General features: G+C 51.9%; 14 protein-coding genes. 10 read left to right on the forward strand and 4 right to left on the reverse strand.

What is annotated here, in order from left to right:
* Positions 1–804: 804 nt before the first annotated feature.
* The gene (locus tag SBO83_RS00645; protein WP_353501213.1) at positions 805–1,005 is read right to left on the reverse strand and encodes a hypothetical protein; all 201 of its coding nucleotides are present in this window, start codon (positions 1,003–1,005) and stop codon (positions 805–807) included.
* Between the two features lie 128 nt (positions 1,006–1,133).
* Positions 1,134–2,372 (reverse strand): L-lactate MFS transporter, encoded by a 1,239-nt coding sequence (locus tag SBO83_RS00650; RefSeq protein ID WP_353501214.1) that lies wholly within the window; start codon positions 2,370–2,372, stop codon positions 1,134–1,136.
* Positions 2,373–2,893: 521 nt separating this feature from the next.
* Between SBO83_RS00650 and SBO83_RS00655 the strand changes: the two genes are divergently transcribed.
* The 8 genes from SBO83_RS00655 to glnB all read left to right on the forward strand — a co-directional run bounded on the left by SBO83_RS00655 (position 2,894) and on the right by glnB (position 12,517).
* The gene (locus SBO83_RS00655) at positions 2,894–3,241 is read left to right on the forward strand and encodes a hypothetical protein (protein ID WP_396130137.1); all 348 of its coding nucleotides are present in this window, start codon (positions 2,894–2,896) and stop codon (positions 3,239–3,241) included.
* Positions 3,238–5,202 carry an FKBP-type peptidyl-prolyl cis-trans isomerase N-terminal domain-containing protein gene (locus SBO83_RS00660; RefSeq protein ID WP_396130138.1) on the forward strand — a complete coding sequence of 655 codons (1,965 nt, stop codon included), beginning with the start codon at positions 3,238–3,240 and terminating at the stop codon, positions 5,200–5,202. Before SBO83_RS00655 ends, SBO83_RS00660 begins: the two co-directional genes overlap by 4 nt.
* A 260-nt stretch (positions 5,203–5,462) precedes the next feature.
* On the forward strand, positions 5,463–5,747 hold the full coding sequence (locus SBO83_RS00665) for a hypothetical protein (RefSeq protein WP_353501217.1): 285 nt from the start codon (positions 5,463–5,465) through the stop codon (positions 5,745–5,747).
* A 237-nt stretch (positions 5,748–5,984) separates the two neighbouring features.
* Positions 5,985–7,934 carry a peptidoglycan DD-transpeptidase MrdA gene (gene mrdA, locus SBO83_RS00670; RefSeq protein ID WP_353501218.1) on the forward strand — a complete coding sequence of 650 codons (1,950 nt, stop codon included), beginning with the start codon at positions 5,985–5,987 and terminating at the stop codon, positions 7,932–7,934.
* A 562-nt stretch (positions 7,935–8,496) separates the two neighbouring features.
* Positions 8,497–9,936, forward strand: coding sequence for an ATP-binding protein (locus tag SBO83_RS00675; RefSeq protein ID WP_396130908.1), 1,440 nt, complete (start codon positions 8,497–8,499; stop codon positions 9,934–9,936).
* Complete coding sequence (gene qseG, locus SBO83_RS00680; RefSeq protein WP_396130139.1) at positions 9,929–10,720, forward strand: two-component system QseEF-associated lipoprotein QseG; 792 nt, start codon at positions 9,929–9,931, stop codon at positions 10,718–10,720. The genes SBO83_RS00675 and qseG overlap by 8 nt, the downstream gene beginning before the upstream one ends.
* Positions 10,717–12,054 carry a two-component system response regulator GlrR gene (glrR, locus tag SBO83_RS00685; protein ID WP_396130140.1) on the forward strand — a complete coding sequence of 446 codons (1,338 nt, stop codon included), beginning with the start codon at positions 10,717–10,719 and terminating at the stop codon, positions 12,052–12,054. Before qseG ends, glrR begins: the two co-directional genes overlap by 4 nt.
* 124 nt (positions 12,055–12,178) lie before the next feature.
* Positions 12,179–12,517, forward strand: a complete 339-nt coding sequence (gene glnB, locus SBO83_RS00690) for a nitrogen regulatory protein P-II (RefSeq protein ID WP_013574351.1) — start codon at positions 12,179–12,181, stop codon at positions 12,515–12,517.
* Between the two features lie 83 nt (positions 12,518–12,600).
* On the opposite strand, the gene hmpA is transcribed toward glnB, so the two are convergent.
* Positions 12,601–13,791: an NO-inducible flavohemoprotein gene (gene hmpA / locus SBO83_RS00695; protein ID WP_396130141.1), complete on the reverse strand. Its 1,191-nt coding sequence runs from the start codon at positions 13,789–13,791 to the stop codon at positions 12,601–12,603.
* Positions 13,792–14,142: 351 nt separating this feature from the next.
* On the opposite strand from hmpA, the gene glyA reads away from it, so the two are divergent.
* The gene (glyA, locus tag SBO83_RS00700; protein ID WP_353501222.1) at positions 14,143–15,396 is read left to right on the forward strand and encodes a serine hydroxymethyltransferase; all 1,254 of its coding nucleotides are present in this window, start codon (positions 14,143–14,145) and stop codon (positions 15,394–15,396) included.
* 198 nt (positions 15,397–15,594) lie between these two features.
* On the forward strand, positions 15,595–16,743 hold the full coding sequence (locus tag SBO83_RS00705) for a 3-phenylpropionate MFS transporter (RefSeq protein ID WP_353501223.1): 1,149 nt from the start codon (positions 15,595–15,597) through the stop codon (positions 16,741–16,743).
* Here the strand turns inward: SBO83_RS00705 and csiE are convergent.
* The gene (csiE, locus tag SBO83_RS00710; RefSeq protein ID WP_396130142.1) at positions 16,740–18,035 is read right to left on the reverse strand and encodes a stationary phase inducible protein CsiE; all 1,296 of its coding nucleotides are present in this window, start codon (positions 18,033–18,035) and stop codon (positions 16,740–16,742) included. The genes SBO83_RS00705 and csiE overlap by 4 nt on opposite strands.
* Positions 18,036–18,125 lie beyond the last annotated feature (90 nt).

Below are 18,125 nucleotides of genomic sequence, written 5' to 3' on the forward strand. Positions count from 1 at the left end.
TCCGTTTTTAGAAAATAGGGTTTTGGGAAATTGCCTGAAATAGGCGGAGTCGATTTTTCTATTGTGAAACAGTTTTGCTCAGACTGCGCAATGTTGGAGTGTTCGATGGACGCTTGCGCCACAATATGACGGCCGGGAAAGTAACCGGCACTCATTTTTAACCTGAATACTTCAGATTGCAGATGCGTTGGCTGGACGAACTTGTCGCCTTCCGTGCAACTCGATTTTGGGTGAAATCAAAACCGCACTCAGTTGCGGTTTTTTTGTGCCCGAAAATCACCACCGGCTCTGAGATTGGCAAAAAACAGATAAAAAAAAGCCCGCACGAAGCGGGCAAAATAACAGGGTTCTACAGGGGTTTTCTACACAGGGACATCACACAACATCTTGATGGCTCTAAGGTATCAAACGCTCTGTATGGTTTTGTCATCGCTCGGTAAGGTTAGGGCAGGAGTTGTAAAATCCAGCGTTACTCGAACGATTAACGCGATGCGTGATATGAACTAGAGCAATTCCATGAGCATGGCCATCACATAACCTATTGCCATCGAACCGCCAGCCATCGTCAGCCAGAATACTGTTGCTTTCATAACTCCCTCCATGAGACGGGGAAAGTGGCCCCGGTGTCTATCGAGCTTTGGCGCACGGCTCGTGCCAAAGTCCTACTGAACTCGCGAATTTATATTCATTTCGCAAATTCATGATAGCAAACCCATACTAAAAGCGGATGAATAGACGGCGTTTCTTTGACCTGTCCCGTGCTTTTAGCTTTAGGGGGCCGTTTTCGCCTTATTCACAGGAGGCTCAGTTCAGGTAATCAGTATGTGCTGACAACTTGTTGTAAGCGCTTGCTTCAACCGTTGTGCAGTGCGGGCGGCCGCCTTCTTTAGCCTTGCGGCTAAGCTCGGAGGCAACATCTTTAGCGTTGGTCGGCTGTGCTGCCGCGAGATTGAAGCTCAGGGTGCCAAGAAACAGGGAGAAGATAATCAGGGTGATGCGGTTCATGTAAAGCTGTCCGGTTAATGCGAGATCCTTAAAGGTGCAGCCAGCTTCTAGTCATAACAGTTGTAGTAATAAGAAACGGGAGCGATTTATGCTCCCGTTCATCATTTTAACTGCATGTAAGAACTACGCTACACGTGCTGGAGCGCATTATGCCCTTGTTCGGCTTTGTTCGGAAGGCGAATTGTGGCAGAAAGCACCAAAGAGAGCACTAAAAGTACAGCGATGAAGGTGAAGGTCACGATGAAGCCGCCGAACAGGGAGGCGATAAGTGAACCCATGACGCTGCCGATGCCGAAGCCGAGATACAGCAAACCGTAGTTTTTGGTCAGGTTATTCAGCCCGAAGAAGTCACTCACCAGCGATGGATAGACGGTGATGGTACCGCCGAAGCTGAAGGCCACACAGGCTACGGAGATGAAGAACAGCGTCTCATTCATATTGGAAAACAGCAGAATGCTCATGCCGACCAGTGAGATGACCTGCGCCATGGAAATCACCCGGATGCGCGCCATTTTATCTGACAGCACTCCGAGGATCAGTCGGCCGCTGAGGTTAGCAATGGCAATCACGGTGACGGCGTTGGCGGCGGTGACCGCGTTGAGATGCACCAGACCTTCGCCGATGTCCTTCGCCACGCCGATAACATACAGGCCGCTCATGCAAGAGGTGAGGAACATCATTGCCAGCATCCAGTACTGTGGCATGCGCACGGCTTCTGACAGCGTGAAGTCACGGCTGCTGGTCAGGTTGTCTTCATTACAGTTGATGGTCTGAGGAGCTTGCTTAGGCGCGTCTGTCATCATTAGGCCGCCGATGATAATCATGGTCATCGCCAGCAGACCCCAGATAATAAAGGTGCTTTCCAGAGAATAAATGCTGAGTAAGTGGCCGCAAATAAATTTAAAACCTAAGCTGCCGAGGCCGTAAGCGCCGATGGCACAGGCTGAAATTACCCCTTTACGCTCCGGGAACCACTTCACGCAGTTTGACAGAGTCATCAGATAGCCCGCACCGTCTGCCAGCCCGACCAATACTCCCGCGCTGAGATACAGCATGATTAAATTGTTGGATTGGGAGGTGAGCGCAAAACCTATCGCCATCACCACGCCTGCCGCCATCGTGACTTTCTTCACGCCAAATCGGTCTTGCAGCTTGCCCGCGACAGAAGAAGCAATCGCCAGGCCCAGGCTCAGTAAGCCGAAGGAGAAGGCCACGCGGCTGATCGGTTCATCCAGCTTTTGGGAAAGCTGTCCGTTAAACAAACTCCACGTATACACAGAGCCAAGAGCAAATTGGGTAATGATGGTGCCAAACAGCGTTAGCCAGCGTGTGCGGTTGTCGTTTTGCATTCCAGATTTGTCACTCATAGTGGGTTCTCCCGAGCGAAATAAAGTCAATTAAACTGTTTGTATGATAAATCTTTCGCCGCACAGCGATCGGTTTCGGGCATGAGATGCCTTGGTACAGGAATGAAATGCACAGGAGAGGGTATGAAACACATTTTTTGCTGAAAAATAGCTCATAAATTGCGCTTAAAACGCCTTTCCAGCCCAGTCTGGGCGCGGGTTTTGTTTGATCTGAGTCATGCTTTTAGCTTTTATTTTTTCGCCAGCCTAAGGATGCCCATAACAGAGGGCAGCGTTCGTCGACTCCCGCTACGCCATCAACTCTCCTTACAAGGGGGGGAAATTGAATGAGGCGCACGCCTTTTACACCCCCTCATGAAGTTTTGATTAAACATAGATTAAGTAGTTGGGTTTTTCTTATTAGTCGTCTTCTTATTAAGATGACGGGAATTTTGTGACGTTTAAAAGAATACAGAGAATATATAATTATTTTTAAATCATTAATCGATTCGAATAGGGAACATAATGCAATGAGAAGAAATATGGCACGTTTGTTAATACTTTTTCCGCTTCTTACCCTAATTGGGTGTACAACGCCGAAAGCAGGAATAAAAGGGAAAGTGGCAAATGCCAGTGAACAATCCTGCATTAACGAATTTAAAGCGCTAAAAAATATTGATCCTGCTTCCTACGAAATCTATCAGAAACAATTCTCCAAGGTAAATCAAGCTTATGAGGTTTACCGCACTAACAGTCTGAATATTAACAAGGATTCTAAAGATATCCTCGGTATGGAGTTGAGTAACAAGATTAAATTGATCTGCGCGCGGGTCAAAGATGCGTCATTTAAGAATATGGAAAAAAGATCACAGGAAATTAACAATCTATGATGAAGCGTACTCTTTGTATCTGCGTTTTTCTTGCTCTTGCTAGTATGAGAGGAGCAGTGGCGGAAGATAATACTAATAACCTCAATCTTCTAAATAAATTACGAGAGGAAAAATTAGTAAAACCGGCTCTTCAGCCAGTATTTAGTTCATCTGGCGTTAGCGAACAGGATTCGTCTGGGGAATTATCCAAGGATATTCCGAAAAAAAAAGATAACTCGCAGAATACTCCGCTAACTGCTCAATGGTATAAGCAGCAGCTTTCTGAACTCAATAATAAAAATAAGAAGCTTCAGTCTGAAATTATTACCATTAGAAAAAAACTTGCGGCGATCAGCGGTGAGCCAGTACCTGAAACTCTCGAGGTGCAAGCCAAAGAGACCGCGCGGCAGCTGAGTGATGCACAGCAGGCATTGCTAAAGGCCAATGAAGATAACGCCCGACTGTCAGCATCGGCCGGACAGGCCGAGCAGGAGAAAGCCAAGCTGGATGCGCAGATTGCCAAACTCACTGCGCAGCAACAGCAGGATTCTTCCCAGTCGGCTAAGCAATTGGCAGATGCACAGGCAGCAGGGAAAAAGGCCAGCGATGAAAACAGTCGTCTGCAGGCAGCCGTCAACCAGGCCGAGCAGGACAAAGCCAGGCTGGATAAGCAGATTGCCGAACTGACTGCGCAGCAACAGCAGGAGTCGTCGCAGTCGGCTAAGCAATTGGCAGATGCACAGGCGGTAGGGAAGAAGGCCAGCGATGAAAACGCTCGTCTACAGGCAGCAGTGAAACAGGCCGAGCAAGACAAAGCCAAGCTGGATAAGCAGATTGCCGAACTGACTGCGCAGCAAACCCAAACAGCTGCGCATGCTGCTAAACATTTGGCAGAGGCACAGGCTATCGCGAAAAAATCCGCAGATGAAAATCTTCGTCTACAAGCAGAGGCGAAACAGTCTGCGCAGGACAAGGTTAAGCAGGATAATCAGATCGCCGCTCTTACCGCCCAGCAGTCTCAGATAACCAAACAGCTGGTGGAATCTCAGGCCGCAGAGAAGAAAGCCAGTAATGAAAATCTGCGCTTACAGGCGGTAGAGAAACAAGCCGCGCAGGATAAAACCAAGGTTGATGCGCAGATTGCTTCGCTCACCACAGAGAAAAATCAGCTTGCTGCCCAAGTTGCCAAACAACAGGCAGATGCACAGGCTGGCAGTAAAAAATGGGCCGATGAGCAAGCCGCGCTGGCGACTGAGTTGGCCAATGTGAAGAAACAACTGGCAGAGAAATCAGCGGTTAATGCGACCTCTGGCATACCAAGCAGTGAACAGGTCAAAGCAGCAATTACTGCCGATAGCAAAGCTGGAAGATTGGCGAAACGCGCCTACTCCTTGGGGTATTTCATCGGGCTGGAGTCTGAGCAGGAGTTGAGAAAGATCACTGCTTACACTGCCCCGGTGGATCAAAACATCGTCCTCAAAGGCTTGTTGGATCGTTTTAATCACACCCCGTTGCTGACTGATAAAGAGATCGAAGCTTCTCTGGCGGTAGTCGATAAGGAAATTAATGAGAATGCGGCTGATAAAGGGAACAAAAACAGAGCTATAAATGAGCAGGTTATGGCCAAGGCTGCGAAAATGAAGAACGCCGTGAAAACGAAAAGTAACTTCATTTATGTCATCACCAAGCCGGGTTCTGCGCTAAAAGTGAAACCGACTGACAGCGTCCGTATCAAAATTATCGAGAAATTAGGTGACGGTACGATCATTGCCAGCGAAAAAGACAACAATGTCATTGCTGCTGCCGTTAAAGATATTCCACTTACCTTGCAGGAGGTGATTGTGAAGATGGGGATTAATGGAGAAGCGACGCTCTATATCCCACCTAATTTAGCGTATGGAGAAAAGGGCATTGCGGGGAAAATCCCACCTAACTCATTGTCCATTATGACAATTAAGGTTCTTGGCATTAAAGAAGATTAATAACCATCCGCAGCAAAATGCTTAAGCAGGCTAAATTACCGGCCTGCTTAAGCTTGGGTGGTTTAATTACCGCCTTAATCCAAATAAGGCTAAGACTTAGGCTTTTTTTCTCAGACCTCTTCCTATAAAAAGCGCAAGTGATAGGATGTGCCGCAACTTTACAGGGTAGGACTATTCTCATGTTCAGGTTGGGTGCTTTCGTTGCAATTTTGCTGGCGTTGACTTCCTTTTCAGCGTCCGCCGTAACGGCCTATAAATGTGTGTTAACGCATAACGTACAAGCCGCGGATGGTACAGAAACCGCCGATGTGATTAATAAAGACGCGCACGTGTTTGACGCTGGCAATACTTTTACCTTCTCCCCAGACGGTACTAAAATGATCACCAGCCCGGAGCTGACGGATATCATTGGTCAGAATAACCAGCCTATGAAGGCCGGGGCGCAAGATAACCTGATGTATATTCACGTTAAAAACAACTTTGTGGTCGCGACAGAAACCGACGGTTATGTGTATGGCGACTGTGTAGAAATCGCAACGAAATAAGCCCTGCTGACTCATCCCTTCTTCTGCGAATCTGGCTTTTGATAGCGGGATTCGCAGCTCAATTTGTTTTAACTGTTACTTTTTCCTCTTACATTTTCATAAATAGAAACATTACTGCCAGTTCATTAGCACACTTCTTATAGTCGGGGTATGCCTGAGCCGATAGACTTGCGGCCTTTTCACCATTCCGTTTCCGCCACTGCTTTATAAGCCGATTAGAAAGGGTTTTGCGCGCCTATGGCTCTACTTAATGACGAAATTCGCGACCATACCGCTGAGTCCGTCCTTTTTGTCCGCCGTGCCGTCATCGCCTTTGTGGTCGTGGTGCTGCTCTCTTCCGTACTGGTTTATAACCTGTATCGTTTACAGATTGGGATGCATGATTTTTACCAAACGCGTTCCAACCAAAATGACATCAAAATGCTGCCGATCGCCCCGAGCCGCGGGCTTATCATGGATCGCAATGGTGTGGTTCTGGCGCAGAATATCACCTTGTATCAGATAGAAATTATTCCCGGCAAGGTGGATGATCTTCAGGCCACGCTAAAAGCCTTGACCCCCATTGTGGATCTTACGCAGGACGATCTGGATAACTTCCACGATGCCATGATCCATGGCCGTAAGTTCGCTGAGATCCCGCTGAAGCTGGCGTTGACCGACGTCGAGGTGGCGCGCTTCTCAGTCAATCAATTCAATTTCCCCGGCGTGTCCATCAGCACCTACCAGCAGCGGCAGTATCCTTACGGGGCAGAGCTGGCGCACGTCGTCGGTTATGTGTCGAAAATCAATGACAAAGACGAAAAACGTCTTGAAAAAGAAGGGATTGCCGAAAACTATGCCGCTGACCATGACATAGGTAAGCAGGGGGTGGAGAAGTATTATGAAAATATTCTCCATGGGCATACCGGCTATCAGGAAGTCGAAGTGGATAACCACGGTCACGTGGTGCGCCTGCTGAGGGAAGTGCCTCCCCAGGCTGGGCAAAATATCTATCTGACGCTGGATTTAGGTCTACAGCAATATATTGAGAAAGTGCTGAAAGGCCAGCGCGCCGCGGTCGTCGTGATGGACCCGCGAGACGGCGGCATTAAGGCGATGGTTTCCAGCCCGAGCTATGATCCCAACCCCTTCGTCAACGGCATCTCCAGCAAACAGTACAGCGCGCTGCTGAAGAACCCTGACCTTCCGCTGATTAACCGCGTGACTCAGGGCCTTTACCCGCCGGCATCCACTGTGAAGCCATTTATGGCCACATCGGCGCTGTTTGCCGGGGTTATCACGCCGCAAACAACCTTCTTCGGCGCGCCGACCTGGACACTGCCGGGCACGGAACGCCGCTACCGCGACTGGCTGAAAACCGGCCACGGTATGCTGAACGTGACTAAAGCTATCGAGGAGTCAGCGGATACGTTCTTCTATCAGGTGGCCTATGAGATGGGCATTGACCGTATTCACGAGTGGCTGAGTAAATTCGGCTATGGGCAATCGACCGGGATTGACCTCGACGAGCAGTACAACGGCGTGCTGCCAAGTCGCGAGTGGAAGCAGAAAGTCCATAAGAAGGGTTGGTATCAGGGCGATACTGTTTCCGTAGGTATCGGCCAGGGTTACTGGGTCGCGACGCCAATCCAGATGGTGCGAGCTCTAAGTGCCTTGGTGAATAACGGTAAATTGCAAACGCCGCATCTGCTTTACTCAAGCCAGAGTGGCAAAGTGATCACGCCATACGTGCAGCCGCCGACCACGCAGATCGCTGATCCTAAATCACCTATCTGGGGGATCGTGCGCAACGGCATGTTCGGCATGGCGAACTTCCCTAACGGGACGGGCTACAAACTGTTCCATACCGCGCCTTATCAAATCGCTGCGAAATCAGGGACATCGCAGGTGTTCAGCCTGCGTGAAAACCAAATCTACAATGCCAAAATGACGCCAATCAGGCTGCGTGACCACATCTTCTACACGGCCTTCGCGCCATATAAAAATCCCAAAGTCGTGATGGCGCTGATCCTCGAGAACGGCGGGGGAGACGGCGTGGTGGCCGGGCCGACGGCGCGCGCTATTCTCGACCATATCTTCTTGCCGCCGGAAGTGGTGGCGAAATGTGATCCGGCCAAGGTCGATAATCCGGCCAACTGTGAGCAAGATGTGCCTGCGCCCAATGCGCTGGGCTTTAGCGAACATTAATAATGCACTGAGTGTCGGAAAACAGAGACAAATCCCTAAGAGTGATGTCTCTAAAAAGAGACATTTAACTGATTGATATTGAATGTTTTTATTTTTATGATTGTGAAGTGTTGTTTTTTAGCGACACTTTGTTGAATAAATGCACTTTCTTTTAAGGCAGCAGACAACGATTAAAAATAGAAGATATTATTTTCCCTCTACTAATCAATCATTTATTTTTGAAGTTTAATTTGTGGCACGAAGCATGCATAATAAGCGCAGTTGCTCATTCAATTGATTATGATAGCCTGCGCTAATCCGCAAAATGTGCCCATAATGCCCGAATGACGCCAAAGCAAGGTGCCTATCGTTCACCAGACCGATAATCGTTGCGCAAGCACGTTATCAAACATCGAACGACACGTTGAGTGAGGCACCACCTATTCTGGATGACTGAACACCTTCGCCTTGAAGGGTGTTCAGTCCCCCTCCTAAAAGTGCTCCAACACTCCTTTTAATTTGACTCTTTTCTGGCTGTAAATCAGTTACTCAGTTAGCATTTAGACATCGGTTTACCAATGAGATAAATGCGTTGAAAAGAGGAAGAATATTTCCCGGCTCCCTGCGCCAACTCGTGTTGATGGCCTTCCTGTTTGTGCTTCTGCCCCTGCTGGTATTGGCTTATCAGGCATATCAAAGTCTGGATCACCTCAGTTCTCAAGCCGCTGAAATCAATCGCACCACGCTAACCGATGCGCGTCGCAGTGAAGCGATGTCGAGCGTTGCCTTGGAAATGGAGCGCAGCTATCGGCAATATTGCGTGTTGGATGACCCGACCTTGTCTCGTTTATACGACAGCCAGCGCAAGCGCTACGCGCAGATGCTCGACGCCCACGCCTCCGTGCTGCCCGACGTTCGCTATTACCAATCGCTGCGCGGCTTACTGACCCAACTCGCCCAATTAAAATGCCAAAATAACAGCCCGAACGCCGCCACCTCAGCGCAACTGGAAGACTTCGCCCGTTCGAATGCCGAAATGGTTCAGGCGACGCGTGAAGTGATTTTTACCCGCGGCCAGCAGTTGCAGCGCGCCATCGCCGAGCGCGGCCAGTTCTTTGGCTGGCAGGCGTTGGTGCTGTTCTTGCTCAGCGGCGCGCTGGTCTTGCTGTTTACACGGATGATTATCGGCCCGGTTAAGCGCGTAGAGCGGATGATTAACCGGCTGGGTGAGCGAGGCACGCTGGGCAATGCCGACAAGTTTAAAGGGCCACGAGAAATTCGCTCCCTGGCTCAGCGTATCGTCTGGCTCAGTGAGCGTCTGGCGTGGCTCGAGTCACAGCGCCACGAGTTTTTGCGCCATATTTCTCATGAGTTAAAAACCCCCTTGGCCAGTATGCGCGAAGGCACCGAGCTGTTGCAGGATGAAGTCGCAGGCCCTTTAACGGCCGATCAAAAAGAGGTGGTGGCGATCCTCGATGATAGCAGCCGCCACTTACAAACGCTGATCGAACAGCTGTTGGACTACAACCGCAAACTCGCCGATGCGCCGATGGAGAAGGAGCGCGTGGATTTAGCGGCCATGGTCGACAGTATCGTGGCGTCCAACAGCCTTCCCGCCAGAGCCAAGCAAATTAGCACCGAGGTCAATATGGCGGCCCAATTCTGCTGGGCGGAACCGACTTTATTGATGCGCGTGCTGGATAATCTCTATTCCAATGCGGTGCACTATGGCGCTGAATCCGGTACCATTTGGGTCCGCAGTCGGCAGTCACAAAACCAAGTGATCATCGACGTTGCCAACACGGGAAATACCATCCCTGAGGCCGAAAAAACGATGATTTTCGAACCTTTTTATCAGGGAAGTCAGCAGCGCAAGGGTGCCGTAAAAGGCAGTGGTTTGGGGCTGAGCATTGCACAGGATTGCATCCGCAGAATGCGCGGAGAATTACGGTTGGTTACTATTGACCATGCCGACGTGTGTTTTCGTATCGAATTGCCATTAACTGCTGAGAAAAATGATTAAAAAACGCCAAATTAAGCAGGACGGCCTGTTAAAAAGCGCCGCATCTTTTTTATTCCGCATTCAGCACGGGTTGAAAACCGCAGTATGTCGCGCCACTTTGGCGGTCATCGTTGCTCCAACTCTCCTCGCAGGCTGTACTTTGCACTCTTCCAGTGACAGCTATTATCGCCCGGTCGAGGATGTGATCCCGACCACCAAAGTGGTGGATTTCCGCCTCGCGCCTTGTGAAACCTTGTGGGCGCTGGATGATAGCGACGCCATAAATAACTCGCTTTTCTGGCTGCGGGCGATGGATTGCGCGGACCGAATGAATGACGCTCAGGCGCGCTATCAGGCTGAGCAAATTAAAGCTAACTCGTGGGATAGCGTGTTCAAGCAGAGCATCCTGCGCGCCGGGGCCGATCCGGACCAGCAGCAGCGTCGCGCGCTGTTAGCCCGCGTTAATGAATACCGCGTCCAGATGCCCGGCTCCATTCGAACCTTGGTGCAACTGTGGCGCGAGCGGCAAACCCTGCAAGTGACGCTAGGGGATGAGAAAGCGCGTAACGCGCGGCAGGCCGCCGTGTCCGAAAGCAAAATAGAGCAGCTCACCGAGCAGCAAGTGGCATTGCAACAGAGCTTGACGGATACTCAGCGTAAGTTAAAAAACCTGACGGATATTGAGCGTCAGCTCTCTTCGCGCAAGCAGATGCAGAGTGATTTGCCGGACAACGATTCGGCCTCTGTAACTGTTAAGCCGGAAGAGACTTACCAGCCACCGATTAAAGGGCAGAAGAAACCATGACGTTACGCAAAGCCGCCAGCCTGTTGCTGGTCGATGACGATCCGAGCCTGCTGAAGCTGTTGGGCATGCGCCTGACCAGCGAGGGTTTCCGCGTCACTACCGCCGAAAGCGGCGCCGAGGCGCTACGTCTGCTTAATCGTGAACGTTTTGACTTAGTGATCAGCGACTTGCGCATGGATGAAATGGACGGCATGGCGCTGTTCGCGCAGATCCAACAGCATCAGCCGGGCATGCCGGTGATTATCCTCACCGCCCATGGTTCCATCCCCGACGCGGTTGCCGCCACCCAGCAGGGGGTGTTTAGCTTCCTTACCAAGCCCGTTGATCGCGACGCGCTATATAAAGCGATTGACGCCGCGCTGTCTCTCTCCTCGCCGAGTGGTGATGAGAGCTGGCGTGAGGCGATTGTCACGCGCAATCCGGTGATGCTGCGGCTGCTGGAGCAGGCCAATATGGTGGCGCAGTCTGACGTCAGCGTGCTGATTAACGGCCAAAGTGGCACGGGGAAAGAGGTGTTGGCGCAGGCGATCCACGCCGCCAGCCCGCGAGCCAAGAAGGCTTTCACAGCGATTAACTGTGGCGCACTGCCAGAGCAGCTTCTGGAGTCTGAACTCTTTGGTCACGCCAAAGGGGCCTTTACCGGCGCGGTCAGTAGCCGGGAAGGACTGTTTCAGGCGGCGACGGGGGGGACGCTGTTTTTAGATGAAATCGGTGACATGCCGCTTTCGCTTCAGGTCAAACTGCTGCGCGTGCTGCAAGAGCGCAAGGTGCGCCCGGTGGGCAGTAATCACGACATCGATGTGGATGTGCGAATTATCTCCGCGACCCACCGCAATTTGCCGAAAGCCATGGAGAAGGGCGAGTTTCGCGAAGACTTGTTCTATCGCCTGAATGTCGTTAGCTTAAAATTGCCGGCATTAAATGAGCGTGCAGAAGATATTCCCTTGCTGGCGAACCACCTGCTGCGGGTCGCCGCGCAGCGACATAAACCTTTTGTACGCAGCTTCTCAACCGACGCCATGCGACGCCTGATGGCTGCCAGCTGGCCGGGCAATGTTCGCCAGCTGGTTAACGTGATTGAGCAGTGCGTGGCGCTGACCTCCGCGCCGGTGATTGGCGAAGCCTTGGTACAGCAGGCTTTGGAAGGGGAGAACACCGCGCTGCCGACCTTCGTCGAGGCGCGTAATCAGTTTGAACTCAATTACCTGCGCAAGCTGTTGCAGATAACCAAAGGCAACGTGACCAACGCGGCGCGTATCGCCGGGCGCAACCGAACCGAATTCTACAAGCTGCTTTCTCGTCACGAGTTGGAAGCGACCGACTTTAAAGAGTGACCACGACGCTCTTCGACTATGTTACCTTTACCGTCTGCCTGTGCATTGCCGCTGGCAATCAGAATGTGAACCACGCTGCCGCTCAGGAAGGCGGAGAGCAAATGAATGATTATAAGGGTCCGCCATGAAGAAAATTGATGCGATTATTAAGCCGTTTAAACTCGATGATGTCCGTGAAGCCTTGGCCGAAGTGGGTATTACCGGCATGACCGTGACAGAGGTGAAGGGTTTTGGGCGTCAGAAAGGCCATACCGAACTCTACCGCGGCGCTGAGTATATGGTGGACTTCCTGCCTAAAGTGAAGATTGAGATCGTAGTGGCTGACGATATCGTTGATACCTGTGTCGAAACCATTATGACCACTGCCCAGACCGGCAAAATCGGCGATGGCAAAATCTTCGTGTTCGACGTGGCGCGCGTAGTACGTATCCGTACTGGCGAGCAGGATGAAGAAGCGATCTAATTGCCGTTTTCAGTCTTATGACCAGAAAACGCCAATAAAAAAGGCTGACGCGATGTCAGCCTTTTTTTATGCATCTGTTTTAATTACAGCACTTTATGCGGGCCGAAGCATTCGTAATGAATGTGGTCGACGGCAACCCCGAGCGCCACTAGCTGCTGGGCCGCGAACTGCATAAAGCCCACCGGACCACAGAGATAGAATTCGGTCGTCGGGTCAGCGAGCTGGCTTTTCAGCAGGCTAAGGTCCATCAGCCCCTGAGACTGATACTGCTCACCCGGCAAATCTTCCGCCTGCGGCTGGTTATACCACACGTGGCTTTGCAGCTGCGGCAAGCGATTTTCCAATGATTTCACTTCATCCGCGAAGGCGTGAACCCGGCCATTTTCAGCGGCGTGCAGCCAGTGAATAGGGGCCTGATGTTGATTGGCGGCCAGCACGTTGAGCATCCCGAGCATGGGCGTTTGGCCGACACCGGCGGAGATCAGCGCGACGGGCGTCTGAGGCGTCACGTCGAGGAAGAAATCACCGTGCGGCGCGGCCAGATGTACCACGTCCCCTTCCTGAGCCTGGTTATGCAGGAAGTTCGATACCTGACCTTGCTCTTCGCGCTTCACCGCAATGCGATAGGTTTTGCCGTTTGGTGCCTGAGTCAGTGAATATTGGCGAATTTCCTGATTTTCCAACTGCTGGCTGCGAATATAGACCGCCAGATATTGCCCGGCGTTAAAATCGGCCACCGGCTGGCCGTCTACTGGCTCGAGCACAAAACTGGTGATTAAATCACTCTGCGGACGCTTCTCCTTAATGCGGAATTTGCGAGTGCCGGACCAGCCGCCTTTCTTCTCGGCGCTCTCTTTATAAATATCGGACTCACGCTGAATAAACACCCCGGCCAACACGCCGTAAGCTTTGCCCCAGGCATCCAGCACTTCCTGACCCGGACTGAACATCTCATCCAGCGTCGCCAACAGGTGGGTACCGACAATGTTGTACTGCTCAGGTTGGATGGTGAAACTGGTGTGCTTTTGCGCGATGCGCTCAACGGCAGGCAGCAGTGCGGCGAGATTTTCGATGTTAGCGGCATAGGCACAGATGGCGTCAAACAGTGCCTGACGCTGATCGCCGTTGCGCTGGTTGCTCATATTAAAAACGTCTTTCAGCTCAGGGTTATGCGCGAACATGCGATCATAAAAGTGAGCCGTTAACTTCGGCCCAGTGGCGGCGAGCAGGGGGATGGTGGACTTCACGGTGGCGATAGTTTGGCTGTCTAGCATGGTGTTAGCTCCCTGGGCTTAGGCCCGTATCTCAGCAATAAATTCTTAAACATGTATTTTTAATGCATCTTATAGCGAGGATTTATTGTTGTAAATAGCCATGCCGGAATCATGGGTTTCATAAAGCGTGCGGGCGGGGTCACAAAGCTGAAAAATATGCATGTTATGGTGAAGAAAACTCCCTTGATTACGCTAAGTCCCTAACGGATAAAAGCCTTGCCGTGTCTGAAGCCAATCGATTGCCTAAAAACATTAAACCGACTCTATCCGCAGGCGTCTTAAACATTTACACTGTTGCGCAGAACCCGGAAGGGGCATTTATTTTTTAGTTTGTTGAGTCAGGAGATGCGGATGTTAAAGCGTGAAATGAACATTGCCGATTATGATGCTGAGCTGTGGGCAGCAATGGAGAAGGAAGTTGTTCGTCAGGAAGAACATATCGAGCTGATTGCGTCAGAAAACTACACCAGCCCGCGCGTCATGCAGGCTCAGGGTTCGCAACTGACTAACAAATATGCCGAAGGTTATCCGGGCAAACGTTATTACGGCGGCTGCGAATACGTGGATATCGTTGAGCAACTGGCTATCGATCGCGCGAAAGAGCTGTTTGGCGCAGACTTCGCTAACGTGCAGCCACACTCTGGCTCACAGGCTAACTTCGCGGTTTACACCGCGCTGTTGCAGCCGGGCGATACCATTCTGGGGATGAACCTGGGCCACGGTGGTCACCTGACTCACGGCTCTCCGGTAAACCTGTCTGGTAAGCTTTATAACGTGGTGCCTTACGGCATCAACGAAGGCGGCGATATCGACTATGAAGACGTTAAGCGTCAGGCCGAAATCCACAAGCCAAAAATGATCATCGGCGGCTTCTCTGCATTCTCTGGCGTGGTTGACTGGGCAAAGATGCGTGAAATTGCTGACAGCGTTGGCGCCTACTTCTTCGTCGACATGGCACACGTTGCCGGTCTGATTGCAGCTGGCGTTTACCCGAACCCAGTGCCACACGCACACATCGTCACCACCACTACCCACAAAACGCTGGCGGGTCCTCGCGGTGGTTTGATTCTGGCGAAAGGCGGCAGCGAAGAGTTCTATAAAAAACTCAACTCAGCCGTATTCCCTGGTGGTCAGGGCGGCCCGCTGATGCACGTGATTGCCGGTAAAGCGGTAGCCCTGAAAGAAGCGATGGAGCCTGAGTTCAAAACTTACCAACAGCAAGTGGCTAAAAACGCACAAGCTATGGTGGCCGTGGTGATGGAACGTGGTTACAACGTGGTTTCTGGCGGTACGCACAACCACCTGTTCCTGATGGACTTGGTTGATAAGAACCTGACCGGTAAAGAAGCCGACGCCGCGCTGGGCCGTGCTAACATCACCGTCAACAAAAACTCCGTGCCAAACGATCCGAAGTCTCCTTTCGTGACCTCTGGCGTGCGTATCGGTACTCCGGCTGTTACCCGTCGTGGTTTCAAAGAAGCCGAAGTTCGCGAACTGGCTGGCTGGATTTGTGACGTTCTGGACAACATCAACGACGAAGCCACTATCGAACGCGTTAAGAAAAACGTGTTGGATATCTGCGCACGCTTCCCGGTTTACGCGTAATGTCGTGACCGAGTCTGAGTGTGATCACTCAGGACTTGCAGCGTTTGATCTGAATAAATAAACCCGCCTCGGCGGGTTTTTTGTTAATAGCCAGCCATAACTGTGAGCCGCCTTACATTCCTCTCTTAACACCTTCACTGCTGATTGCTAGCTAGTGTGACCTCTGTCAAAGTATCGCCCATAAAAACCGGAGGAACTATGGTATTGCGTTCAACGTATTGGCTAGGGCTTAGCTATTTCACCTACTTTTTCAGCTACGGTATTTTTCTGCCTTTCTTTGGGGTTTGGTTAAAAGGCGAGGGTATCTCTTCTGAAAATATCGGGTTATTGCTGGGGGCCGGCTTAGTTTCACGTTTCCTCGGTACCTTAATCATTTCTCCTGCCATTAAAGATCCCGCCCATTTAATTACCGGCCTGCGCATTTTGGCACTGCTGACACTGGCCTTCGCGGTGGGCTACTGGTTTGGCAACGGCTGGGCGTGGTTGATGATCAACATCGCCGGGTTTAGCATCTTCTTCGGCCCGTTAGTGCCCCTGACCGATGCCCTTTCTGGCACGCTACAGCGCCAAATCACCATGGATTACGGCAAAGTCCGCGTCTGGGGATCAATAGCCTTTGTGATAGGTTCGGCGCTGACCGGCAAGCTGGTGTCGGTATATGGCCATAATGCGATTCTTTACACGCTGACGGTCGGCATCGCCGCCATGCTGCTGGGGATGCTGTTCCGCCCGAGCGTTAAGCCGGTGGGAGCCAAGCGCGAAAACAACGAGCCGGCTATTTCCTGGAAAGCCTTGCTGAGTGAAACGCCGGTCTGGCGCTTCTTACTCTGCGTCTCCTTGCTGCAAGGTGCCCACGCGGCCTATTACGGTTTCAGCGCGATTTACTGGCAGGACCAAGGCTATTCCGCCTCGGTGGTGGGGTATCTATGGTCGCTGGGCGTGGTGGCGGAAGTGCTGGTGTTCACCTTCAGCAATAAGCTGTTCCGCCGCTGGAGCGCGCGCGATTTGCTGCTGCTCTCCGCCTGCTGTGGCGTGGTGCGCTGGGCATTGATGGGGGCATTCATCGAGCTGCCTTGGCTTATCCTGATTCAAATCCTGCACTGCGGCACTTTCACCGTTTGCCATCTGGCGGGGATGCGCTTTATTGCCTCGCGCCCTCGGGATCAGGTTATCCGCCTGCAATCGGTTTATTCGGCCTTAGCCATGGGCGGCGGCGTGGCGGTGATGACCATGATTTCCGGCTTCTTGTTTGAGCATCTGCACGCCGGGCTGTTCTTCGTGATGGCGCTGGTGGCGGCACCGGCCATTTTCCTGCGGCCGAAAGTGACGCCAGTCGCGATCGATTAATGGGCTTCGAGCAGCGAGCGAATGCGTTTTCGCTGCTCTTTTGCCAATGGCAGTTGGGTGTGAATGACCAGCGGGTCGGCGTCGGTGATTCGTGTTGCGTAAGGCGTGACAATCATGGCGACGCCGGCCGGTGCGCCGAGCTGCTGGAAATCCGCCAGCGTCTGATATTGAATATTAAGTGGCAGCAGGGTCGCCTCGCGGATCTGCTGCTCCACCGCCTCTTCAAGCTGCGGATTGTTGTCGGTCAGCAGTAAAATCTGCTTTTCGTGCAGGGCGTTACCTTGCATCAGCCACGCGCCGAAGGTCACGGCGACTAAGCCCACTTCCTCCTCCGAAAGCCGAATCTGGTACTCCAGTTGGAAATCCTCCAGCGCCTCGCGAGTGGTACGCACCAACCTTGGGTACATGCGGGTAACTTCATCTTGCAGCAGATTGTCGATACCAATCGAAAAATGGCAGCGTTCAATTGCCGGGCCAAGATGAGCAAAAAGCTGGCGAGCTAGCCCCTCATCGCTGCTGAACTTCATCCCGGCAACTTCTTGGAAATTGGCAATTAATTTCGCCACTTGCTGGGTGAGCTGTTCATCTTCCAATGAGCCGCTGCTGCTGTACTGATGGTTTTTCAACAATCTCAGCAGCAGGGTGAAAAAGTCGCGCTCCCCTTCGGCTAGCTGCCCACCGCTGATGTGCTGTAGCTGAGTGAACAGGCGGCTGGCGGCGGCAAACTCTGGTTTTTCGCGCAACCATTGGCACTGTAAATCAGTCAGTTTGGCGGGCTCGAAGCTGTTATCCCCTTGAGACAGGTTCTGCCACAGGCAATACTGCAAATAGACGCGCAAAAAAGTCTGGTCGCGCTCGCTAAACTCCCGGCTCAGCCGGGCGGCGCACTGGCTTATCAGCCGATTCATCTCGTGCTCATAAAAATGGCTGTCGGCGAAGCGATAGGGGGCCAGTGCCTGATGTAGCCACGGCGAGAAGTGCTGATTAATAAAGGCCGGAGAGGTGCGCAGGGCGCGGCGCAGGCCGTGAAACAGACACAATCGCAGGTCAAGCTGTTCGCCGTGTAACTGGCATGCAGACTCGCCAAACTCCAGAATATTCAAACGATGTAGGCGGTTGATATCACGGTGGACATCGGCAAGATCCTGCCGAGTGGTGGGGAGGTCAGTGCCATTTATTTGGCTGATCGTCTCCAGTTGCATTGCCGGTAACGGCGCATACAGCATCAACAAAACATGGCAGCGCCGTTGTTGACCGGAGAGCTCAGGCACGGGGGCGGTGTCCAGGCTCATAAGACCTTCTATATACTTACGCGTGAAATTATATGCAAAGCATAGCAAACCATGGGTTGAGCGACGCGGCGAAGCTCACGGTTTTACACC

It is taken from the genome of Ewingella allii (assembly GCF_044430645.1).
Lineage (GTDB): Bacteria > Pseudomonadota > Gammaproteobacteria > Enterobacterales > Enterobacteriaceae > Ewingella > Ewingella allii.